The organism is Herbaspirillum sp. Her4 (genome assembly GCF_057961335.1).
In genome coordinates this window covers 1,535,896-1,551,393 of the sequence record NZ_CM176330.1, presented here as the reverse complement: position 1 = coordinate 1,551,393, position 15,498 = coordinate 1,535,896, and the positions used below count along the sequence as shown (strand labels likewise).

The following is a 15,498-nucleotide window of genomic DNA, read 5'->3' as shown; positions in this document are numbered from 1 at the left end:
TGCGATCCTGCAGAGGTGCACTCATGCACTCATACAGTCCTGCACTCCTGCGGTCCTCTACATCTGTGGAGGACTGCCGGCCTTTTGCTTGGTGCTTGGTGCTTGGTGCTTATTGCGACAACTGCTGGCGCAGGCTGGCAAACACCTCGGCGGTGGCGGGCCGCACGCCGCGCCACAGCTGGAAGGCTTCGGCGGCCTGCTCGACCAGCATGCCCAGGCCATCGCGCACGCTGGCCCCGTGTTGCTGGGCGCTCTGCATGAAGACCGTGGGCTGGCGGCCATACATCATGTCGTAGGCCAGGGTCTCGCTGCCATACACCGATACCGGCAGCGGCGGCAGATCGTCCGACAGGCTGGCCGAGGTAGCGTTGATGATGACATCGAACACGCCCTCCAGTTCGGCATAGGCCGCACTGCGTACCGGGCCGAATTCCCGGAACTGGCGCGCCAGTTCATCGGCTTTGGCTTGCGTGCGGTTGACGATCACCAGTTCGGCCGGCTGCTGTTGCAGCAGCGGCAGCAGCGCGCCACGCGAGGCACCGCCGGCGCCCAGCAACAGCACGCGACGGCCTGCCAGCGCCTGGCCGGCATTGACCATGATGTCGGTCACCAGGCCGGCACCATCCGTGTTGTCGCCGAGGATGCGGCCGCCTTCGAACTTGAGCGTATTGACCGCTCCGGCCAGACGCGCGCGTTCGGTCAGCTGATCGGCCAGCGCGTGCGCTTCCAGCTTGAAGGGAACGGTGACGTTGGCACCGCGTCCGCCGCGCCGCTGGAACACCTGCACCGCTGCCTTGAAACCGTGCAGCGGGACCAGCAGGCGATCGTAATACAGCGACTGGCCGGTCTGGGCGGCGAACTGCGCATGGATCTCGGGCGACTTGCTGTGGGCAATCGGATTGCCGATGACGACGTATTCATCCATGGTGGTTTGCCTGCTCCCTCGTTATATGTTCTGACTGCTCTTTGCTGTTCTTGTGTCGGACCGCTGCGCCGCTGGCGATATCAGCCGGCCCCCAGTTCTGCCTGCACGCCCTGGTCACGGGTGAAACGGAAGGTCACGATGACTTCCCACACATCATCCTTGCCGCTGGTGCGCATGTTCTCCGGAAAACGGCCGAACGGCACCGAGCGCCGCACGATGGCCACCGCCGCCTGGTCCAGCGCGGCATTGCCGGAACTGGTGCGCACCACCACGCCGCCATCGCGCTCGTAGATGCTGCCGTCCTGGAATACCGGGATCACCACCAGCAGTTCACCGTAGAGCTTCTTGCCGTCGCGGGTCGGGAAGTTCAGGGTGCCGACCTTTTCTATCTTGTCCTGCAGCGCCTTGAAGTACTGGGCATAACCGACTTCGCGGGTGCTTGGCGTGATCTGAGTCTTCTTGGGGCGCTTGTTGTATTGCGCGATGTCCTTGGCCAGTTCGGCTTCCATGCGCGCCATGGCCTTGGCGGTTTCGGTCAGGTCGCGCGCGTTGGGCTGCGGCGTCTCGGTCGGCTTCTGCTGCTCGGCGCTGGCCACGTGCTGGCGCGCCTCCTGCAACTGCGCCAGCATCTTGCGCTGCTGCTGTTCCAGTTCGGCCACCTTGCGCTGCGCGGCCTTGACGCTGTCACCGCTCTCCACGTGCTGCATGTCCGGCAGCGGCGATCTGGCGCGGCCGTCGTCGGCATTGCCGCCGCCATCCAGGTTGGCCTGCGCCAGCGCCTGGGCGTTGACCGGCTTCTTGTCATGCTTGGCGTTGACCAGGATGACTTCCAGTTCCGGATCGGACGGCTTGAAGCGGAAGGCGTCGGGCGCGGCGAAGTGCACGGCCAGCAGCAGGCCATGCACCAGCAGCGAGATTCCGAGCGCGACGCTCAGCAGACGATGTTGGGCAAACAGATTCACAGCAGACGGGGAGCAACGACGATATTCACAGCGCCAATTCTACGCCAGCACCGCGTCATTGCGCGGCTTGGGCCGACGGGTTTTCGTCGGCATCGGCGGCGTCGGGATGTGGCTCTTCCTGTGCATTTTCCTGTACGGAATCCTGTGCATCGTTCTGTACATTGTTCTGTACCGAATTTTGCTCGGCAGCGGCTTCCTCGCCCTGTTCTTCGCTGCCCATGGAGGCCATGCCTTCGAGCAACTCGTCATCGTCTTCACCGAGGTCGCTGGCCAGCGCCTGGGCCGCAGCGGCCGGCACTTCCAGCAGGCGCGCCTCCACGGTCAGGTCGACCTCGTCCCAGCGCAGCAGGTCCAGCTTGACCTGCAGGCCGCGCGCCAGTTGCGGCAGGCCCGGCATGCGCAGCACCAGCGGGATCTCGACCAGGCGCAGGATTTCATCCTTGAGCACCACCGCTTCCACGGTACGGGCGTTTTCCTGCGCCAGCCAGCGCAGGCACCAGTAGCGTTCCATGGTCGACTGGAAATCGGCATAGCCGGAGTAAGCCGCATCGAAGCCCGAGACGATGGCGAAGAGATCGGCATCGCGCGGCTTGAAGGGCGCCACCAGCGGGGCGGTCACGCCGTGCTCGATGCAGGCCAGGATCTGCCACTGGTTGACCAGATCGGTATAGCGGCGCAGCGGCGAGGTGCTCCAGGCGTATTGATCCACGCCGAGGCCTTGGTGAGGCGCGGCGTGAGTGACCATGCGCACCTGCATCTTGGCGGCCCAGCCACCGGCCCCGCCGCCTTGTGCGCGGTAGATGCCCGGCACGCCGTGATCGGCCATGAGCTTGCCCCAGGTGCTGTTGGCGAAGATCATCAGCTCGGCCACGATCTTGTCCAGCGGCGCGCCACGGCGGCGGCGCACGATGCTCACCACATCGTTCTCGACATAGAAGTTGAAGTCGACGCGATTGTTCTGTTCCGGGCGCAGGCCGAAACTCTCGCGCTTGGCCATGCGGCCCTGTTCCAGCAATTGCACCCACTGCCACAGGAGCGCGATCTCTTCCTTGTGCGGATACTCGCCGCGATTTTCGGCCAGGGCTTCCTCGGTGACCAGCTCGTCGAGGTCGTTGTGGCGCAGGTTGGCGGCGATCGGCACCAGCTCGGCGCGGGTCTCGGTGCCCAGCACTTCCCAGCTGGCCGCGTCCAGCGTGGCATACAGCGACAGCGCAGGACGGGCAGCGCCGGCATCCAAGGTATAGGTGGCCACCAGGTCGTCGGGCAGCATGGTGATCTTTTCGCCCGGCATGTAGACGGTGGACATGCGCGCACGCGCAATCGCATCGATGGCGTCGCCGCGCTTGATGGCCAGGCCCGGGGCTGCGATGTGGATACCCACGCGCAGCTTGCCGTCAGGCAGACGGGTGACCGACAGGGCATCATCGATCTCGGTGGTGGTCACGTCATCGATGGAGAAAGCCTGGACATCGGCCAGCGGCAGATCGGTAGCCGCCGGCGGGATATCGATGGCCGGGAAACCGGTGCCGCGCGGGAAGAATTCGTAGAGGAAACGCGCGTAATGCAGATCCTTGGGAGAGGCCACGCCACCGGCAGCCAGCATCAGGCGCTGCGGGGTAGTCTGCATTTCCTTGGCGGCGGCGTCCAGGGCCTTGAATTCGATGCCGTTCTTGTCCGGCTTGAAGAGCAGTTGCAGGGCGATGGGGCGGAAGGCTTCCGGCAGTTTGTGGGCCTTGAGTTCTTCCACATACACGGCCTGTGCGGCCAGTTGCTGCTTCTTCTTTTCCAGCCCGGCCAGGGCCGCCTGCAGCGAGGCTTGCGGTGCCGCCTTGTAGCGGCCACGGCCCTTCTTGTAGAAATAGATCGGTGCGCGATGCAGGCACAGCAGCAGACCGGCCGCTTCCGGGGGCAGCGGGGCGTGACCGAAATACTCGGCGGCCAGGTCGGTGAAGCCGAATTCTTCTTCGCCGGCCACTTCCCACAGGAAATCCAGGTCGACTTCATCAGCGATGGCCTGGGCCTGTTGCATCAGCTCCTGCGGCGCGGGGGCAGCGAATTGCAGCAGCGCATCGCGCGACTTGACCTTGGCGCGCTTGCCGGAGGCCATCTCGACCTGGTAGGACTCGCCCTGCTGGGTCATGATGGAGCCGGCCTTGAAATCGCCGGATTCTTCGAACAATAAATTCATCTGCTTCTATCGCTTTTCAATCGGTACGTGGGCCGGCAGCGGACGCATCAGCGCCTCCAGTGCCGGCAGGAAAACATCGGTGACCATCAGCACGCCGCCGCGCCGGGTAAACAGGGAGCGGCGCGCCAGCAAACTGGTCGGCAATTCGGACTCGGGCAAGGCCTGCGCGATGCGGCGCATCAGCGGGTGGCCGGCGGGCAGCCGAGCATACTGGATGGGGCTGCGCCCGACCAGCGGATCAAAGAACAAGTTGGCCCCCAGGGGCGTGCTGCCAAGCTTGCTGAAAAAGGGCCAGTCGGACTTGACCGAGCTGGTCGACAGCACCGTATGGCCAAACACCACCGGCTGCCCGTCGCCCAGCAGGATGACATCGCGCTCCACCACCCGGCTACGGGGCGATATGCACAAGGCTTCATGCTCATCGGCCAGGATGCGGCCCGGACGCTGGCGCAGCAGGCGCACGCTGAAGCTTTCAGTCCGTTTCTTCAATTTCAGGGTCATGGAACCGGGGTCGGCCAGCCAGGCGCGGGTACGCCGCATCAGGTCGCCATCGGCCGCCAGCAGCGTCGCCAATGCCTGCGGATGCGCCATCCAGCGCGCCTTGCGGACAGGATGGGGCATCAGCGCACCGCCTTGCCGGGCAGGTCCACGCCGCAGAAGGCCAGCACCTCGTCCAGATGGTCGGCAAACTCGGCCATGCCATGGTCGCTGCCCTCGATGACGGTCTGGCGCGCGCCGGGGTAATGGGCCACCATCTCGCGCCAGTCCAGCACTTCGTCACCGGTGGCCGCGAGCAGGAAATAGCGTTCGGGGCGCGTGATCGCCGGCACCGACAGGGCCAGCAGCTCGGCGATGTACTCGCGCTTGAATTCAAAGGGTTCGTCGGAGTGGTATTGCGTGGTCACGCCGACATAGGATTCCAAGTCACGCGGCGGCTTGACCGCCGGGTTGACCAGCACCGCCCGGCAGCCGGTGTGCTCGGCCAGCCAGGTGGCGTAGTAACCGCCCAGCGACGAGCCGACCACGGTCAGCTCGGCCGGGTCCACCCCTGCCACCAGCGCACCCGCCAGGGCGATGGCCCCGGCCGGCGAGGCCGGCAGTTGCGGGCAGACGTACTGGTCCTGCAGGCCGAGCGCGGCCATGCGCTGTCCCATCACGCGCGCCTTGAAGGACTGCGGCGAGGAACGAAAGCCGTGCAGGTACAGGATCATGCCAGCGCGTCCAGCAGCTTCTGGTGTACGCCGCCGAAGCCGCCATTGCTCATCACCAGCACATGGTCGCCGGGCTGCGCGGCGGCCTTGACGGCTTGCACCAGTGCATCGAGGTCGTGGAAGGCAGCGGCCTTCTGGCCCAGCGGGGCCAGCGCCTCGGCCAGGTCCCAGCCCAGAGCATCACGCCCGGACTGGGCGCCGAAACCGAAGACCAGATCCGCTTCGGTGAGGCTGCCCGGCAGGGCTTCTTTCATCGTGCCCAGCTTCATGGTGTTGGAACGCGGCTCCAGCACGGCCAGGATGCGCGCGGCACCGACCTTCTTGCGCAGGCCGGCCACGGTGGTGGCGATGGCGGTCGGATGATGGGCGAAATCGTCATAGACGGCCACGCCATTGGCGCTGCCGCGCAGCTCCATGCGCCGCTTCACGCTCTGGAAAGCGCCCAATGCCTCGATGGCCTGGGCCGCCGGCACGCCCACGTGACGGGCGGCGGCAATCGCAGCCAGGGCGTTCATGCGGTTATGTTCACCGGTCAGCGACCAGTCCACCGTACCTTGAGACTGGCCTGCGAAGAAGACCTCGAAACGGCCATCCTCATGGGTCTGCAGCGACCAGCCGGGCTGGTCGGCGGCTACGCCAAAATCTTCACGTTCGCTCCAGCAGCCGCGCGCCAGCACGCGTTGCAATGCGGCTTCACGGCCATTGACGATGACCCGGCCGATCCCGGGCACGGTGCGCACCAGATGGTGGAATTGCGTCTCGATGGCCCCCAGATCGGGGAAGATGTCGGCGTGATCGTACTCAAGATTGTTCAGCACGGCGGTACGGCTGCGGTAGTGCACGAACTTGCTGCGCTTGTCGAAGAAGGCGGTGTCGTACTCGTCGGCCTCGATGACGAAGAAGGGCGACGGTCCCCCCTGGCCATCACTGCCCAGGCGTGCCGAGATGCCGAAGTTCATCGGCACCCCGCCGATCAGAAAGCCCGGCTGATAGCCCGCGTGTTCCAGCACCCAGGCCAGCATGGCCGAGGTGGTGGTCTTGCCATGCGTGCCGGCCACCGACAGGACCCACTTGTCCTGCAGGATGTTCTCGCCCATCCATTGCGGACCGGAGACATAGGGCAGGCCGCGGTTGAGGATCTCCTCCATCAGCGGGTTGCCGCGCGAGACCACGTTGCCGATGACGAACAGGTCCGGCTTGATCTCCACCTGCGACGGCTCGAAACCCTGGGTCAGGGTGATGCCCTGGGCTTCCAGCTGGGTGCTCATGGGGGGATAGACGTTGGCGTCGCAGCCGGTCACGGTATGGCCAGCCTCTTTGGCCAGCACGGCCAGGCCGCCCATGAAGGTGCCGCAGATGCCGAGGATGTGTATATGCATAGCGAATCTTGGGGTGTAATCCCGCGATTTTACCTGAGCCGGCGGCTGCAGCTGCTAACGAGTATGATGTCGCCCATGTCTGAATTTGAATTCACCTCCCCCACCGAGCAGCTGCGTGCCGAAATCGCCGCCGCCGCCGCCCGCATGATCGCCGAAGATGGTGCCGACTACGGCAGCGCCAAACGCAAGGCGGCCAAACAGATCCTGGGCAACCAGAAGGTGCGCGGCGAGATCATGCCGGATAACGAGCAGATCGAAGAAGAAGTCCGCATCTACAACGAACTCTTCTTTGCCGATACCCAGCCGGCGCGCCTGTTGCACCTGCGCCAGGTGGCCCTGCAGTTGATGCAGGACCTGCAGCAGTTCAATCCTTATATTACCGGCGCGGTGTGGAATGGCACGGCAGGTGAACATTCGGACATCCACCTGCAGCTGTTCTCGCCCAGCGCCAAGGATGTCGAGATTTTCCTTCTGAACAAGAATGTGAACTTCGAGGTCGGGGAGACCAGCCACTTCCGCACCGGCCAGGCGGTGGAAACCCTGAGCTTCCTGCTGCCCCAGCGCGGTGCCGACCCCGAACTGGCCCATCTGGCCCTGTATGACGAAGACGACCTGCGCGGCAGCCTGCGTGCCGCCCCTGGCAAACGCCCCGAGCGCGGCGATGCGGCCGCGCTGGCGGCGCTCATCGATGCCCCATCCTAGGACTGATTCATGACGAAACTGAAAAATGTGATCCTGTTGGCCGTGGTTGCAGTCGTTTGCGTGGGTGTTGGCGTCTATGCCAGCCATCGCGCCAACCCGCCCGCCTCGCCCGAGACCCAGGCGCTCAACAAGCTGCTGTCGCAATCGATGCCGGATGCCAGCGGCCAGACCCAATCGCTGGCGCAATACAAGGGCAAACCCCTGGTCCTGAACTTCTGGGCCACCTGGTGCGGCCCCTGCGTGGAAGAAATGCCCGAGCTGACGGCCTTGCAGCAGGAGATCGCGCCGGTGCAAATCCTCGGAATTGGCGTCGATAGTCAGGAAAATATCGCCAAGTTTGCGCAAAAGTACCAAATCCGCTATCCTCTCTTCGTTGCCGGAACCGGCGCCACCGATTTGCTGCGGCAATTCGGCAATCAGGCGGGCGGTCTTCCGTTCACCGCTCTGGTGGGCAAGGACGGCAACGTCAAGAAGGTCTACCTTGGCCGCATCAAGTTCGATGAACTGCGCGCCGACCTGTCACAGCTCTGAATCGCAGAGTCACTTGCAGGGCCACCTCGGCGGCCCGCAAACGCAAATCCGTGAAAAGAAAGTTTTTCTTGCCAAATGATGGCATTTGACGGCAAAATGCGCGCATCGTCGTCAAACGGAGCTTAATCTCCATGGCAAAACAGCTTCTCCTGCTCAATGGTCCGAACCTCAATCTGCTCGGAACCCGGGAGCCGGAAGTCTACGGATCCACCACGCTGGCCGATATCGAACAGCGTGCACAAGAACAGGCCCGCGCCGCCGGCGCGACCCTGGCCACCTTCCAGAGCAACCACGAAGGTGCGCTGATCGACCGCATCCACCAGGCACGCCTGGAGGGGGTCGATGGCATCATCATCAACCCGGGTGGATTGACCCATACCAGCGTGGCCCTGCGCGATGCGCTGGCCGGGGTGGCGATTCCCTTCGTGGAATTGCATATCTCCAATGTGCACCAGCGCGAGGAGTTCCGGCATTTTTCCTATCTGTCCGGCATTGCCCGGGCAGTCCTGTGCGGCTTCGGGGTCGATGGCTATCGTATGGCCGTTGATTTCTGGCTGCGTCAATCCTGAGGGCGGACACGCCGCTTCGAACGGATCGCTTCACGTACTGCAAGACCCAGACTGAACCCGCCGGGCGCCACAGAGCGCCGGCGTTTCGTTTAACACTACTCATCTACATTCCGAGGGATTCAAATGGATTTACGAAAACTCAAGACGCTGATCGACCTGGTTGCTGAATCGGCCATCGAAGAGCTGGAAGTCACCGAAGGCGAAAGCAAGGTCCGCATCGTCAAGTCGTCCCCGAATGCCCAGAACCAGGTCGTGATGGTGCCGCAACAGCAAGCCTACGCTCCCGCCGCTGCCCCCGTGGCCGCGGCCGCCCCGGCTGCTGCTGCTGCTGCTCCCGCTGCCGCACCGGCGGCGCCGGCCGTGCCGGAAGGCTACATCGTCAAGTCGCCCATGGTCGGTACCTTCTACCGTTCCTCGGCACCGGGCGCACCGGCCTTCGTCGAAGTGGGCAAGGAAGTCAAGGAAGGCGATACCCTGTGCATCATCGAAGCCATGAAGCTGCTCAACGAAATCGACGCCGACAAGGGTGGCGTAGTCAAGCAGATCCTGGTGGAAAACGGCCAGGCCGTCGAGTTCGGCCAACCGCTGTTCGTGCTGGGCTGATTCCCGCCGCAGCAGTCCCTGGCCTGGCAGCAACGGCCGCCGCGCGGCTCATGCCGGCTGCCGCGGCCCGGCTCCGGAACCTATAACGCTTGAACCTGGCGACGCCTCATTCCTGTTATGTTTGAAAAAATCCTCATCGCCAACCGTGGCGAAATTGCCCTGCGTATCCAGCGCGCCTGCCGCGAACTGGGTATCAAGACCGTGGTCGTGCACTCCGAGGCCGACCGCGAGGCCAAGTACGTGAAGCTGGCCGATGAGTCGGTCTGCATCGGCCCGGCCCCGTCGGCCCTGTCCTACCTGAACATGCCGGCCATCATCAGCGCCGCTGAAGTGACGGACGCCCAGGCGATCCACCCCGGCTACGGCTTCCTCTCGGAAAACGCCGATTTCGCCGAGCGCGTGGAACAGTCCGGCTTCGTCTTCATCGGCCCGCGCGCGGAAAACATCCGCATGATGGGTGACAAGGTCTCGGCCAAGCAGGCCATGATCCGTGCCGGCGTGCCCTGCGTGCCGGGTTCGGAAGGCGCGTTGCCGGACAATCCCAAGGAAATCGTCCAGATCGCCCGCAAGATCGGCTATCCGGTCATCATCAAGGCGGCCGGCGGCGGTGGTGGCCGTGGCATGCGCGTGGTGCATACCGAAGCCGCGCTGATCAATGCCGTGACCATGACCAAGACCGAAGCCGGTGCCGCCTTCGGCAATCCGGAAGTCTATATGGAGAAGTATCTGGAAAATCCGCGCCACGTGGAAATCCAGATCCTGGCCGACGAGCACAAGCAAGCCATCTGGCTGGGCGAGCGCGACTGCTCCATGCAGCGCCGCCACCAGAAGGTGATCGAGGAAGCGCCAGCACCGGGCATCCCGCGCAAGATCATCGAGAAGATCGGCGAACGCTGCGCCGAAGCCTGCCGCAAGATGAACTATCGTGGCGCCGGTACCTTCGAGTTCCTGTACGAAAATGAAGAGTTCTACTTCATCGAGATGAACACCCGCGTGCAGGTGGAACACCCGGTGACCGAAATGATTACCGGTGTGGACATCGTGCAGGAACAGATCCGCATCGCCGCCGGCGAAAAGCTGCGTTACCGCCAGCGCGACATCGAACTGAAGGGTCACGCCATCGAGTGCCGCATCAACGCCGAGGATCCGTTCAAGTTCATCCCCTCGCCGGGCCGTATCACGGCGTGGCACGTGCCGGGTGGTCCTGGCATCCGCGTTGATTCGCATGCCTACTCGGGTTATTTCGTGCCGCCCAACTATGATTCCATGGTCGGCAAGGTGATTGCCTACGGTGCGACCCGGGAACAGGCCATCCGCCGCATGCAGATCGCGCTGTCGGAAATGGTGGTGGAAGGCATTTCGACCAATATCCCGCTGCACCGCGAACTGATGGTGGATGCACGTTTCTTCGAAGGCGGAACCAATATCCATTATCTGGAACATAAGTTGTCGGAACGCCCGACGGCGCCGGAAGCGGACAAGTCCCTCAAGAAGTAAATCGCAGTTCAGCAGCAACAACGGTAATAACAGTAACAACAGTAACGACAGCAAAGGCAGGCAAGCATGGCTTGGGTAGAAATCGTCATCGAAGTGGCGCGCGAACAGGCGGAGGCATTGTCCGACGCCCTGATGGACTCTGGCGCCCTCTCGGTGTCGGTGGAAGATGCCGATGAAGGGACGGACGCCGAGCGTCCGCTCTTCGGCGAACCCGGCATGGAGCCGGAAGAAGCCGCCTGGGACCGCAGCCGTGTGGTGGCGCTGGCCGGCAAGGATGCCGACCACGCCACCATCGTGATGGATGCGGCCAAGGCCATCGGCCTGGACTATGCCCTGCCCTTTGCCACGCGCACTGTGGAAGAGCAGGACTGGGTGCGCCTGACGCAATCCCAGTTCGAGCCCATCCACATCGGCCAGCGTATCTGGGTGGTACCCAGCTGGCACGAGGCACCGGCCGATCCGGACGCCCTGGTGCTGGAACTGGACCCGGGCCTGGCCTTCGGCACCGGCAGCCATCCGACCACCCGGCTGTGCATGGAGTGGCTGGAAGCCAATGCCACCCAGGCCGAAACCCTGCTGGACTACGGCTGCGGCTCGGGCATCCTGGCCCTGGTGGCCGCCAAGATCGGCGTGCCGCAGGTGATCGGGGTGGACATCGATCCGCAGGCGCTGGAGTCAGCCCAGCACAATACCGAACGCAACCACTGCAGCGCGACTTACTACCTGCCGGAACCCTTCGCCGCAGCCCACCCGGAAGGTGAGCGCTTCGACGTGGTGGTGGCCAACATCCTGGCCGGCCCCCTGCAGCTGATGGCCCCCATGCTGGCCGGCCGCGTGCGCGCCGGCGGTGCGCTGGTGCTCTCGGGCGTGCTGGATCGCCAGGCCCAGGAAGTCATCAACGCCTACGCGCCCTGGATCGCCCTGACCGTCTGGGCCGAACATGAAGGCTGGGTGGCCCTGGCAGGCCGCCTGCCGGAGTAATCCATGGCGTTGGCGACCCAGTGTCCGCACTGCCTGACCATCTTCAGGGTCGCCAGCGACCAGCTCAAACTGCGCGGCGGACTGGTCCGCTGCGGCAATTGCCGCCAGGTCTTCAACGGTAACGAATTCCTGGTCGAGGCCAGCGTGGCCGACGGCCACTACCAGCCGGCACCAGGCAGCAAAGCCCAGGCCGGGATGGCGACACCGGTGTTTGCGCCGGCAGCTTCGTCCTCCTCCGTCCCGACGCCCCCCGCTAACAGCCCCTATGAACGAACTGGCGCGCCGCTGACCGCGCAACAGCCTCCCATCGTTCCCCCTGCTCAAACGCCCGTCCCCGAGGTGAACGTTCCTGCGCCGCAGCCAATGTCGGCAGCCGCGCCCGTCCAGGCTGCTGCGCCGGCTCCCTTGCCTGCCGCCATCCCGGTCATTGCCGAGCCCAAGGTGTTCCGCTCGCCAACCAGTCCGGGCTACCTCCCGGATCTTGGTGCGAGCTTCAAACCCGCTGTGCCTGTGGACAAGACAAGTCCCGAGGATCAAGCCAGCAGCCCGATGCCATCGCAAGAGGATGGCCCCGACAGCGGAGCGCTGCTGCGCCGCTCCTCGGCCGAGTCCGACGAGATTGCCGCGCCGCCCGAGGTGGCCGCCGTCTTCCGTATCGACGATGAGCCGGTGTTGCATGATGTGGCCAATGCCAAGGACGGCGTCCCCGGCGATGGCGAAAAATCCGACGCACAAGAAGCGGAAGCGGAAGACGGCGAGCCCGCCGACGAACCCGGCTTCGTCAAGCGTGCCGAGCGCCGCGCGCGCATCAGCCAGGCCATGAAGATGGTGATGATGGTGCTGGCCGGCGTGATGGTGCCGGTACTGCTGCTGCAATCGCTCTATTACTGGCGCAATCCGCTGGCGGCTTCCGTGCCGCAGCTGCGTCCCATGCTCAACGGCATGTGCGTGGCTTTCCATTGCACCGTGGGCCTGCCCACCGAGATCGAGCGCCTCTCGCTGGAATCCAACGAACTGCAGGTGGTGCCACCCAACCAGAACGTCTATGCGCTCTCGCTGGTGATGCGCAATCGCGGCACCAGCGCCCAGGCCTGGCCGCATATTGAACTTACGCTCAACAATGACGACGAGAAGGCGGTGGTGCGGCGCGTCTTCCGCCCGCGCGACTACCTGGCCGACCCGGCGCAGGTCGACCGTGGCATCGGGCCCGAGAGCGAGCAGCAGATCAAGCTCAACTTCGAGCTCAAGGATGCGCTGGTCTCGGGTTATCGCATCTATCTCTTCTATCCCTGACCCGGACTCATCCCGGCTGATCGTCACCGATCATCACTGCCCGGCCTGAACTCGAAACGACTTGCGTCAGGTTCGGACTGCACGCCGCTTTTCTTCTACAATGCGGCATCATTCACTCACTTGTCCCGACCACGCCATGAGCTCCCTGATCTGCGGTTCCCTCGCTTACGACAACATCATGCAATACGAGGGCCGTTTCGCTGAAGCCCTGCTGGCTGACCAGTTGCACAAGGTCAACGTCTCCTTCCTGGTGCCCACCATGCGCCGCGAGTTCGGCGGCTGTGCCGGCAACATCGCCTACAACCTCAAGCTGCTGGGTGGCGAACCGATCGTGATGGCCACCGTCGGTCTGGACAGCGCACCCTACATGGAGCGTTTTGCCGCCCTGGACATCTCGACCCGATGCGTGCGCCAGATCGAATCCTCCTTCACCGCGCAGTGCTTCATCACCACCGACGCCGACAGCAACCAGATCACCGCTTTCCACCCGGGTGCCATGACCTGGTCGCACGAGAACAAGGTCGCTGACGCCGGTGCGGTCAAGTTCGCCATCGTCGCGCCCGATGGCCGTGACGGCATGCTGCAGCACGCGCAGCAGGCGGCTGAACTGAAGATCCCGCTGATCTTCGATCCGGGCCAGGGCATGCCGATGTTCGACGGCAATGACCTCAAGAACTTCATCGACCTGGCGACCTATGTCGCCGTCAATGACTACGAAGCCGAACTGCTGACCGCGCGCACCGGGCTGTCGCTGGCGCAGATCGCTGAACGCGTCACGGCCCTGGTGGTCACACGCGGCGAGCTGGGTGCCGACATCTTCGTGGACGGCAAGCACCACGCCATCCCCTGCGTGAAGGCCGACAAGATCGCCGATCCGACCGGCTGCGGCGATGCCTTCCGCGCCGGCATGCTGTTCGGCCTGACCGAAGGCTATGACTGGGAAACCACCGGCCGCCTGGCCAGCCTGATGGGTTCCATCAAGATCGCTTCGCAAGGTCCGCAGAACCATGCACCGTCCAAGGCGGAGATCGAAGAGCGCTTCCACAAGGCCTTCGGCTATCGCTTCGGCTGATGGGCTTCCCTGCCGGTGACGCGCAGCGACTCATGCGCGATGCCGGCTTCCTGCATCATCAAGGAGATTCGCCATGCTGAACCCTTCCTCGTTTTCCCTCACGGCCGATGCGGCCGCGCGCCTGCGCCGCTGGTGTGGTGCCTCGCTCCTGCTGGGGGCGGTGCTGTGTTCGCAGGGCGCACTGGCCGCTCTCAAGCCGGGCGACAAGGCCCCCGAGTTCTCCGCACCGAGTTCGCTGGGCGGACAGGTGTCGACCTTCTCGCTGTCGGAAGCGCTGAAGAAAGGTCCGGTGGTGCTGTACTTCTATCCGGCCGCCTTCACCTCCGGCTGCACCATCGAAGCGCACCTGTTTGCGGAAGCCGTGGATCGCTACAAGGCGCTGGGGGCCACCGTCATCGGTGTGTCGGGCGACAACATCGAGACCCTCAACAAGTTCTCGGTCAGCGAATGCCGCAGCAAGTTCGCGGTGGCGGCCGATGTCGACAAGAAGATCATGAAGGCCTATGACGCGCAGTTCATGAAGGTCACCGGCTATGCCAGCCGTACCTCCTACGTCATCACGCCGGACCATGCGATCCTCTACGAGTACACCGACATGAATCCGGAAAAGCATGTGGAGAACACCATGCAGGCGCTGGAGCAGTGGTCGGCAAAGCAGAAGCGCTGATCGCGTTGTTGCCGCGTGCAGATGAAAAAAGAGCCGGATGTCCGGCTCTTTTCACGTGGAGACAAACCCGGCGGTCTGGTCAGAATCCGCCGAAGAGCAGGCCACTGACCACGCGCACCGCGATCTGCAGCAGGATCAGCAGGACCAGCGGCGACAGGTCAACACCGCCCAGGGGCGGGATGATCTTGCGCAGCGGACGCAGCAGCGGATCGTTCAGGGCCCGCACGAAGGGGGCCAGCGGTGCGTGCGGATTGACCCAGCTGAAGACGGCCTCGATGATCAGCGTGGCCATGAAGCCGTAGCAGATCCATTCAAAGAAGCGCTCCAGTGCCACCAGGAAGATGAGCTTGAAGTCGAAACCGCTCTGAAAGCCCAGGATGGCGATGATGGACAGCAGCACGATGAGGAAGGCCCCCAGCAGGCTGGCCCAGTCATGGCGGCCGCCCGGCATCACCCGGCGCAGCGGCAGCACCAGCCAGTCCGAGAGCTGGTAGACGAATTGACCCACCGATTGCGGCGGACGTACGCGCACTACCTGCATCCAGAAGCGCAGCAGCAGGACACCGGCCAGAATGCTGGCGACGGCGTTGACGATCATCGTGAAAATACTATGCAGCACAGGGATCTCCATCAGTGAGAGGCAGGGCACATACTAGTGGGCAAGCGGTCGCTGCGCAATCGCTGACTGCTGCGTGCTGCCCGCGGCGAGGTGGTCGCGCAGGCAAGCGTTAGCGCCGCGTGCGAGCATACCTGAGCTTTCATATATTGTGCCATTGTGCCGGAATGCCAGAGCAGAGATGCAGTCCTTCATCATCGCCGGGAGCGGCGGCACGGGGGAGGCAAGGCCCTTCCGGCAGGCATAAAAAAACCGCTGCATGGCGCAATGCCATACAGCGGCCTTCAGTCTGAGGGGATCAG

General features: G+C 64.0%; 16 protein-coding genes. 9 read left to right on the top strand and 7 right to left on the bottom strand.

Annotated features, from left to right (window positions below; all coding sequences use genetic code 11):
• Nucleotides 1–109: 109 nt before the first annotated feature.
• The 6 genes from aroE to mpl form a co-directional block, all read right to left on the bottom strand.
• Nucleotides 110–925 (bottom strand): shikimate dehydrogenase, encoded by an 816-nt coding sequence (aroE, locus tag ACWFUC_RS07095; protein ID WP_489624483.1) that lies wholly within the window; start codon nucleotides 923–925, stop codon nucleotides 110–112.
• 80 nt (nucleotides 926–1,005) lie between these two features.
• On the bottom strand, nucleotides 1,006–1,887 hold the full coding sequence (gene tolA, locus ACWFUC_RS07090) for a cell envelope integrity protein TolA (protein ID WP_121042622.1): 882 nt from the start codon (nucleotides 1,885–1,887) through the stop codon (nucleotides 1,006–1,008).
• A gap of 55 nt (nucleotides 1,888–1,942) precedes the next feature.
• The gene (locus ACWFUC_RS07085; protein WP_489624482.1) at nucleotides 1,943–4,075 is read right to left on the bottom strand and encodes an RNB domain-containing ribonuclease; all 2,133 of its coding nucleotides are present in this window, start codon (nucleotides 4,073–4,075) and stop codon (nucleotides 1,943–1,945) included.
• A gap of 6 nt (nucleotides 4,076–4,081) precedes the next feature.
• Nucleotides 4,082–4,696, bottom strand: a complete 615-nt coding sequence (locus ACWFUC_RS07080) for a chorismate--pyruvate lyase family protein (protein WP_489624481.1) — start codon at nucleotides 4,694–4,696, stop codon at nucleotides 4,082–4,084.
• Nucleotides 4,696–5,286, bottom strand: a complete 591-nt coding sequence (locus ACWFUC_RS07075; protein ID WP_034329938.1) for a YqiA/YcfP family alpha/beta fold hydrolase — start codon at nucleotides 5,284–5,286, stop codon at nucleotides 4,696–4,698. Before ACWFUC_RS07075 ends, ACWFUC_RS07080 begins: the two co-directional genes overlap by 1 nt.
• Nucleotides 5,283–6,665, bottom strand: a complete 1,383-nt coding sequence (gene mpl, locus ACWFUC_RS07070; RefSeq protein ID WP_489637513.1) for a UDP-N-acetylmuramate:L-alanyl-gamma-D-glutamyl-meso-diaminopimelate ligase — start codon at nucleotides 6,663–6,665, stop codon at nucleotides 5,283–5,285. The genes ACWFUC_RS07075 and mpl overlap by 4 nt, the downstream gene beginning before the upstream one ends.
• A 66-nt stretch (nucleotides 6,666–6,731) precedes the next feature.
• On the opposite strand from mpl, the gene ACWFUC_RS07065 reads away from it, so the two are divergent.
• The 9 genes from ACWFUC_RS07065 (at nucleotide 6,732) to ACWFUC_RS07025 (ending at nucleotide 14,580) form a co-directional block, all read left to right on the top strand.
• Complete coding sequence (locus ACWFUC_RS07065; protein ID WP_489624479.1) at nucleotides 6,732–7,367, top strand: hypothetical protein; 636 nt, start codon at nucleotides 6,732–6,734, stop codon at nucleotides 7,365–7,367.
• Between the two features lie 9 nt (nucleotides 7,368–7,376).
• Complete coding sequence (locus ACWFUC_RS07060) at nucleotides 7,377–7,898, top strand: TlpA family protein disulfide reductase (RefSeq protein ID WP_121042612.1); 522 nt, start codon at nucleotides 7,377–7,379, stop codon at nucleotides 7,896–7,898.
• 131 nt (nucleotides 7,899–8,029) lie between these two features.
• Nucleotides 8,030–8,467: a type II 3-dehydroquinate dehydratase gene (gene aroQ, locus ACWFUC_RS07055; protein WP_088756245.1), complete on the top strand. Its 438-nt coding sequence runs from the start codon at nucleotides 8,030–8,032 to the stop codon at nucleotides 8,465–8,467.
• Between the two features lie 123 nt (nucleotides 8,468–8,590).
• Nucleotides 8,591–9,070, top strand: a complete 480-nt coding sequence (gene accB, locus ACWFUC_RS07050) for an acetyl-CoA carboxylase biotin carboxyl carrier protein (protein ID WP_489624478.1) — start codon at nucleotides 8,591–8,593, stop codon at nucleotides 9,068–9,070.
• 117 nt (nucleotides 9,071–9,187) lie between these two features.
• On the top strand, nucleotides 9,188–10,567 hold the full coding sequence (gene accC / locus ACWFUC_RS07045; RefSeq protein WP_209580186.1) for an acetyl-CoA carboxylase biotin carboxylase subunit: 1,380 nt from the start codon (nucleotides 9,188–9,190) through the stop codon (nucleotides 10,565–10,567).
• A gap of 66 nt (nucleotides 10,568–10,633) precedes the next feature.
• Nucleotides 10,634–11,548, top strand: coding sequence for a 50S ribosomal protein L11 methyltransferase (gene prmA, locus ACWFUC_RS07040; protein WP_489624477.1), 915 nt, complete (start codon nucleotides 10,634–10,636; stop codon nucleotides 11,546–11,548).
• Nucleotides 11,549–11,551: 3 nt separating this feature from the next.
• Nucleotides 11,552–12,841 carry a DUF3426 domain-containing protein gene (locus tag ACWFUC_RS07035; protein ID WP_489624476.1) on the top strand — a complete coding sequence of 430 codons (1,290 nt, stop codon included), beginning with the start codon at nucleotides 11,552–11,554 and terminating at the stop codon, nucleotides 12,839–12,841.
• Between the two features lie 136 nt (nucleotides 12,842–12,977).
• Nucleotides 12,978–13,913: a carbohydrate kinase family protein gene (locus ACWFUC_RS07030; protein ID WP_034333773.1), complete on the top strand. Its 936-nt coding sequence runs from the start codon at nucleotides 12,978–12,980 to the stop codon at nucleotides 13,911–13,913.
• 73 nt (nucleotides 13,914–13,986) lie between these two features.
• A complete protein-coding gene (locus ACWFUC_RS07025) occupies nucleotides 13,987–14,580 on the top strand; it encodes a peroxiredoxin (protein WP_084320258.1) in 594 nt (197 codons plus the stop codon).
• 79 nt (nucleotides 14,581–14,659) lie between these two features.
• Here ACWFUC_RS07025 and ACWFUC_RS07020 read toward each other — a convergent pair whose 3' ends face one another.
• A complete protein-coding gene (locus tag ACWFUC_RS07020) occupies nucleotides 14,660–15,199 on the bottom strand; it encodes a YggT family protein (RefSeq protein WP_039790523.1) in 540 nt (179 codons plus the stop codon).
• Nucleotides 15,200–15,498: the final 299 nt, after the last annotated feature.

Coding starts and splice junctions, on each gene's coding strand:
- accB (WP_489624478.1), top strand. CDS start 8,591: ATGGATTTACGAAAACTCAAGACGCTGATCGACCTGGTTGCTGAATCG.
- ACWFUC_RS07075 (WP_034329938.1), bottom strand. CDS start 5,286: ATGATCCTGTACCTGCACGGCTTTCGTTCCTCGCCGCAGTCCTTCAAG.
- ACWFUC_RS07030 (WP_034333773.1), top strand. CDS start 12,978: ATGAGCTCCCTGATCTGCGGTTCCCTCGCTTACGACAACATCATGCAA.
- ACWFUC_RS07080 (WP_489624481.1), bottom strand. CDS start 4,696: ATGCCCCATCCTGTCCGCAAGGCGCGCTGGATGGCGCATCCGCAGGCA.
- ACWFUC_RS07065 (WP_489624479.1), top strand. CDS start 6,732: ATGTCGCCCATGTCTGAATTTGAATTCACCTCCCCCACCGAGCAGCTG.
- aroQ (WP_088756245.1), top strand. CDS start 8,030: ATGGCAAAACAGCTTCTCCTGCTCAATGGTCCGAACCTCAATCTGCTC.
- ACWFUC_RS07025 (WP_084320258.1), top strand. CDS start 13,987: ATGCTGAACCCTTCCTCGTTTTCCCTCACGGCCGATGCGGCCGCGCGC.
- accC (WP_209580186.1), top strand. CDS start 9,188: ATGTTTGAAAAAATCCTCATCGCCAACCGTGGCGAAATTGCCCTGCGT.
- aroE (WP_489624483.1), bottom strand. CDS start 925: ATGGATGAATACGTCGTCATCGGCAATCCGATTGCCCACAGCAAGTCG.
- ACWFUC_RS07085 (WP_489624482.1), bottom strand. CDS start 4,075: ATGAATTTATTGTTCGAAGAATCCGGCGATTTCAAGGCCGGCTCCATC.
- prmA (WP_489624477.1), top strand. CDS start 10,634: ATGGCTTGGGTAGAAATCGTCATCGAAGTGGCGCGCGAACAGGCGGAG.
- mpl (WP_489637513.1), bottom strand. CDS start 6,665: ATGCATATACACATCCTCGGCATCTGCGGCACCTTCATGGGCGGCCTG.
- ACWFUC_RS07060 (WP_121042612.1), top strand. CDS start 7,377: ATGACGAAACTGAAAAATGTGATCCTGTTGGCCGTGGTTGCAGTCGTT.
- ACWFUC_RS07035 (WP_489624476.1), top strand. CDS start 11,552: ATGGCGTTGGCGACCCAGTGTCCGCACTGCCTGACCATCTTCAGGGTC.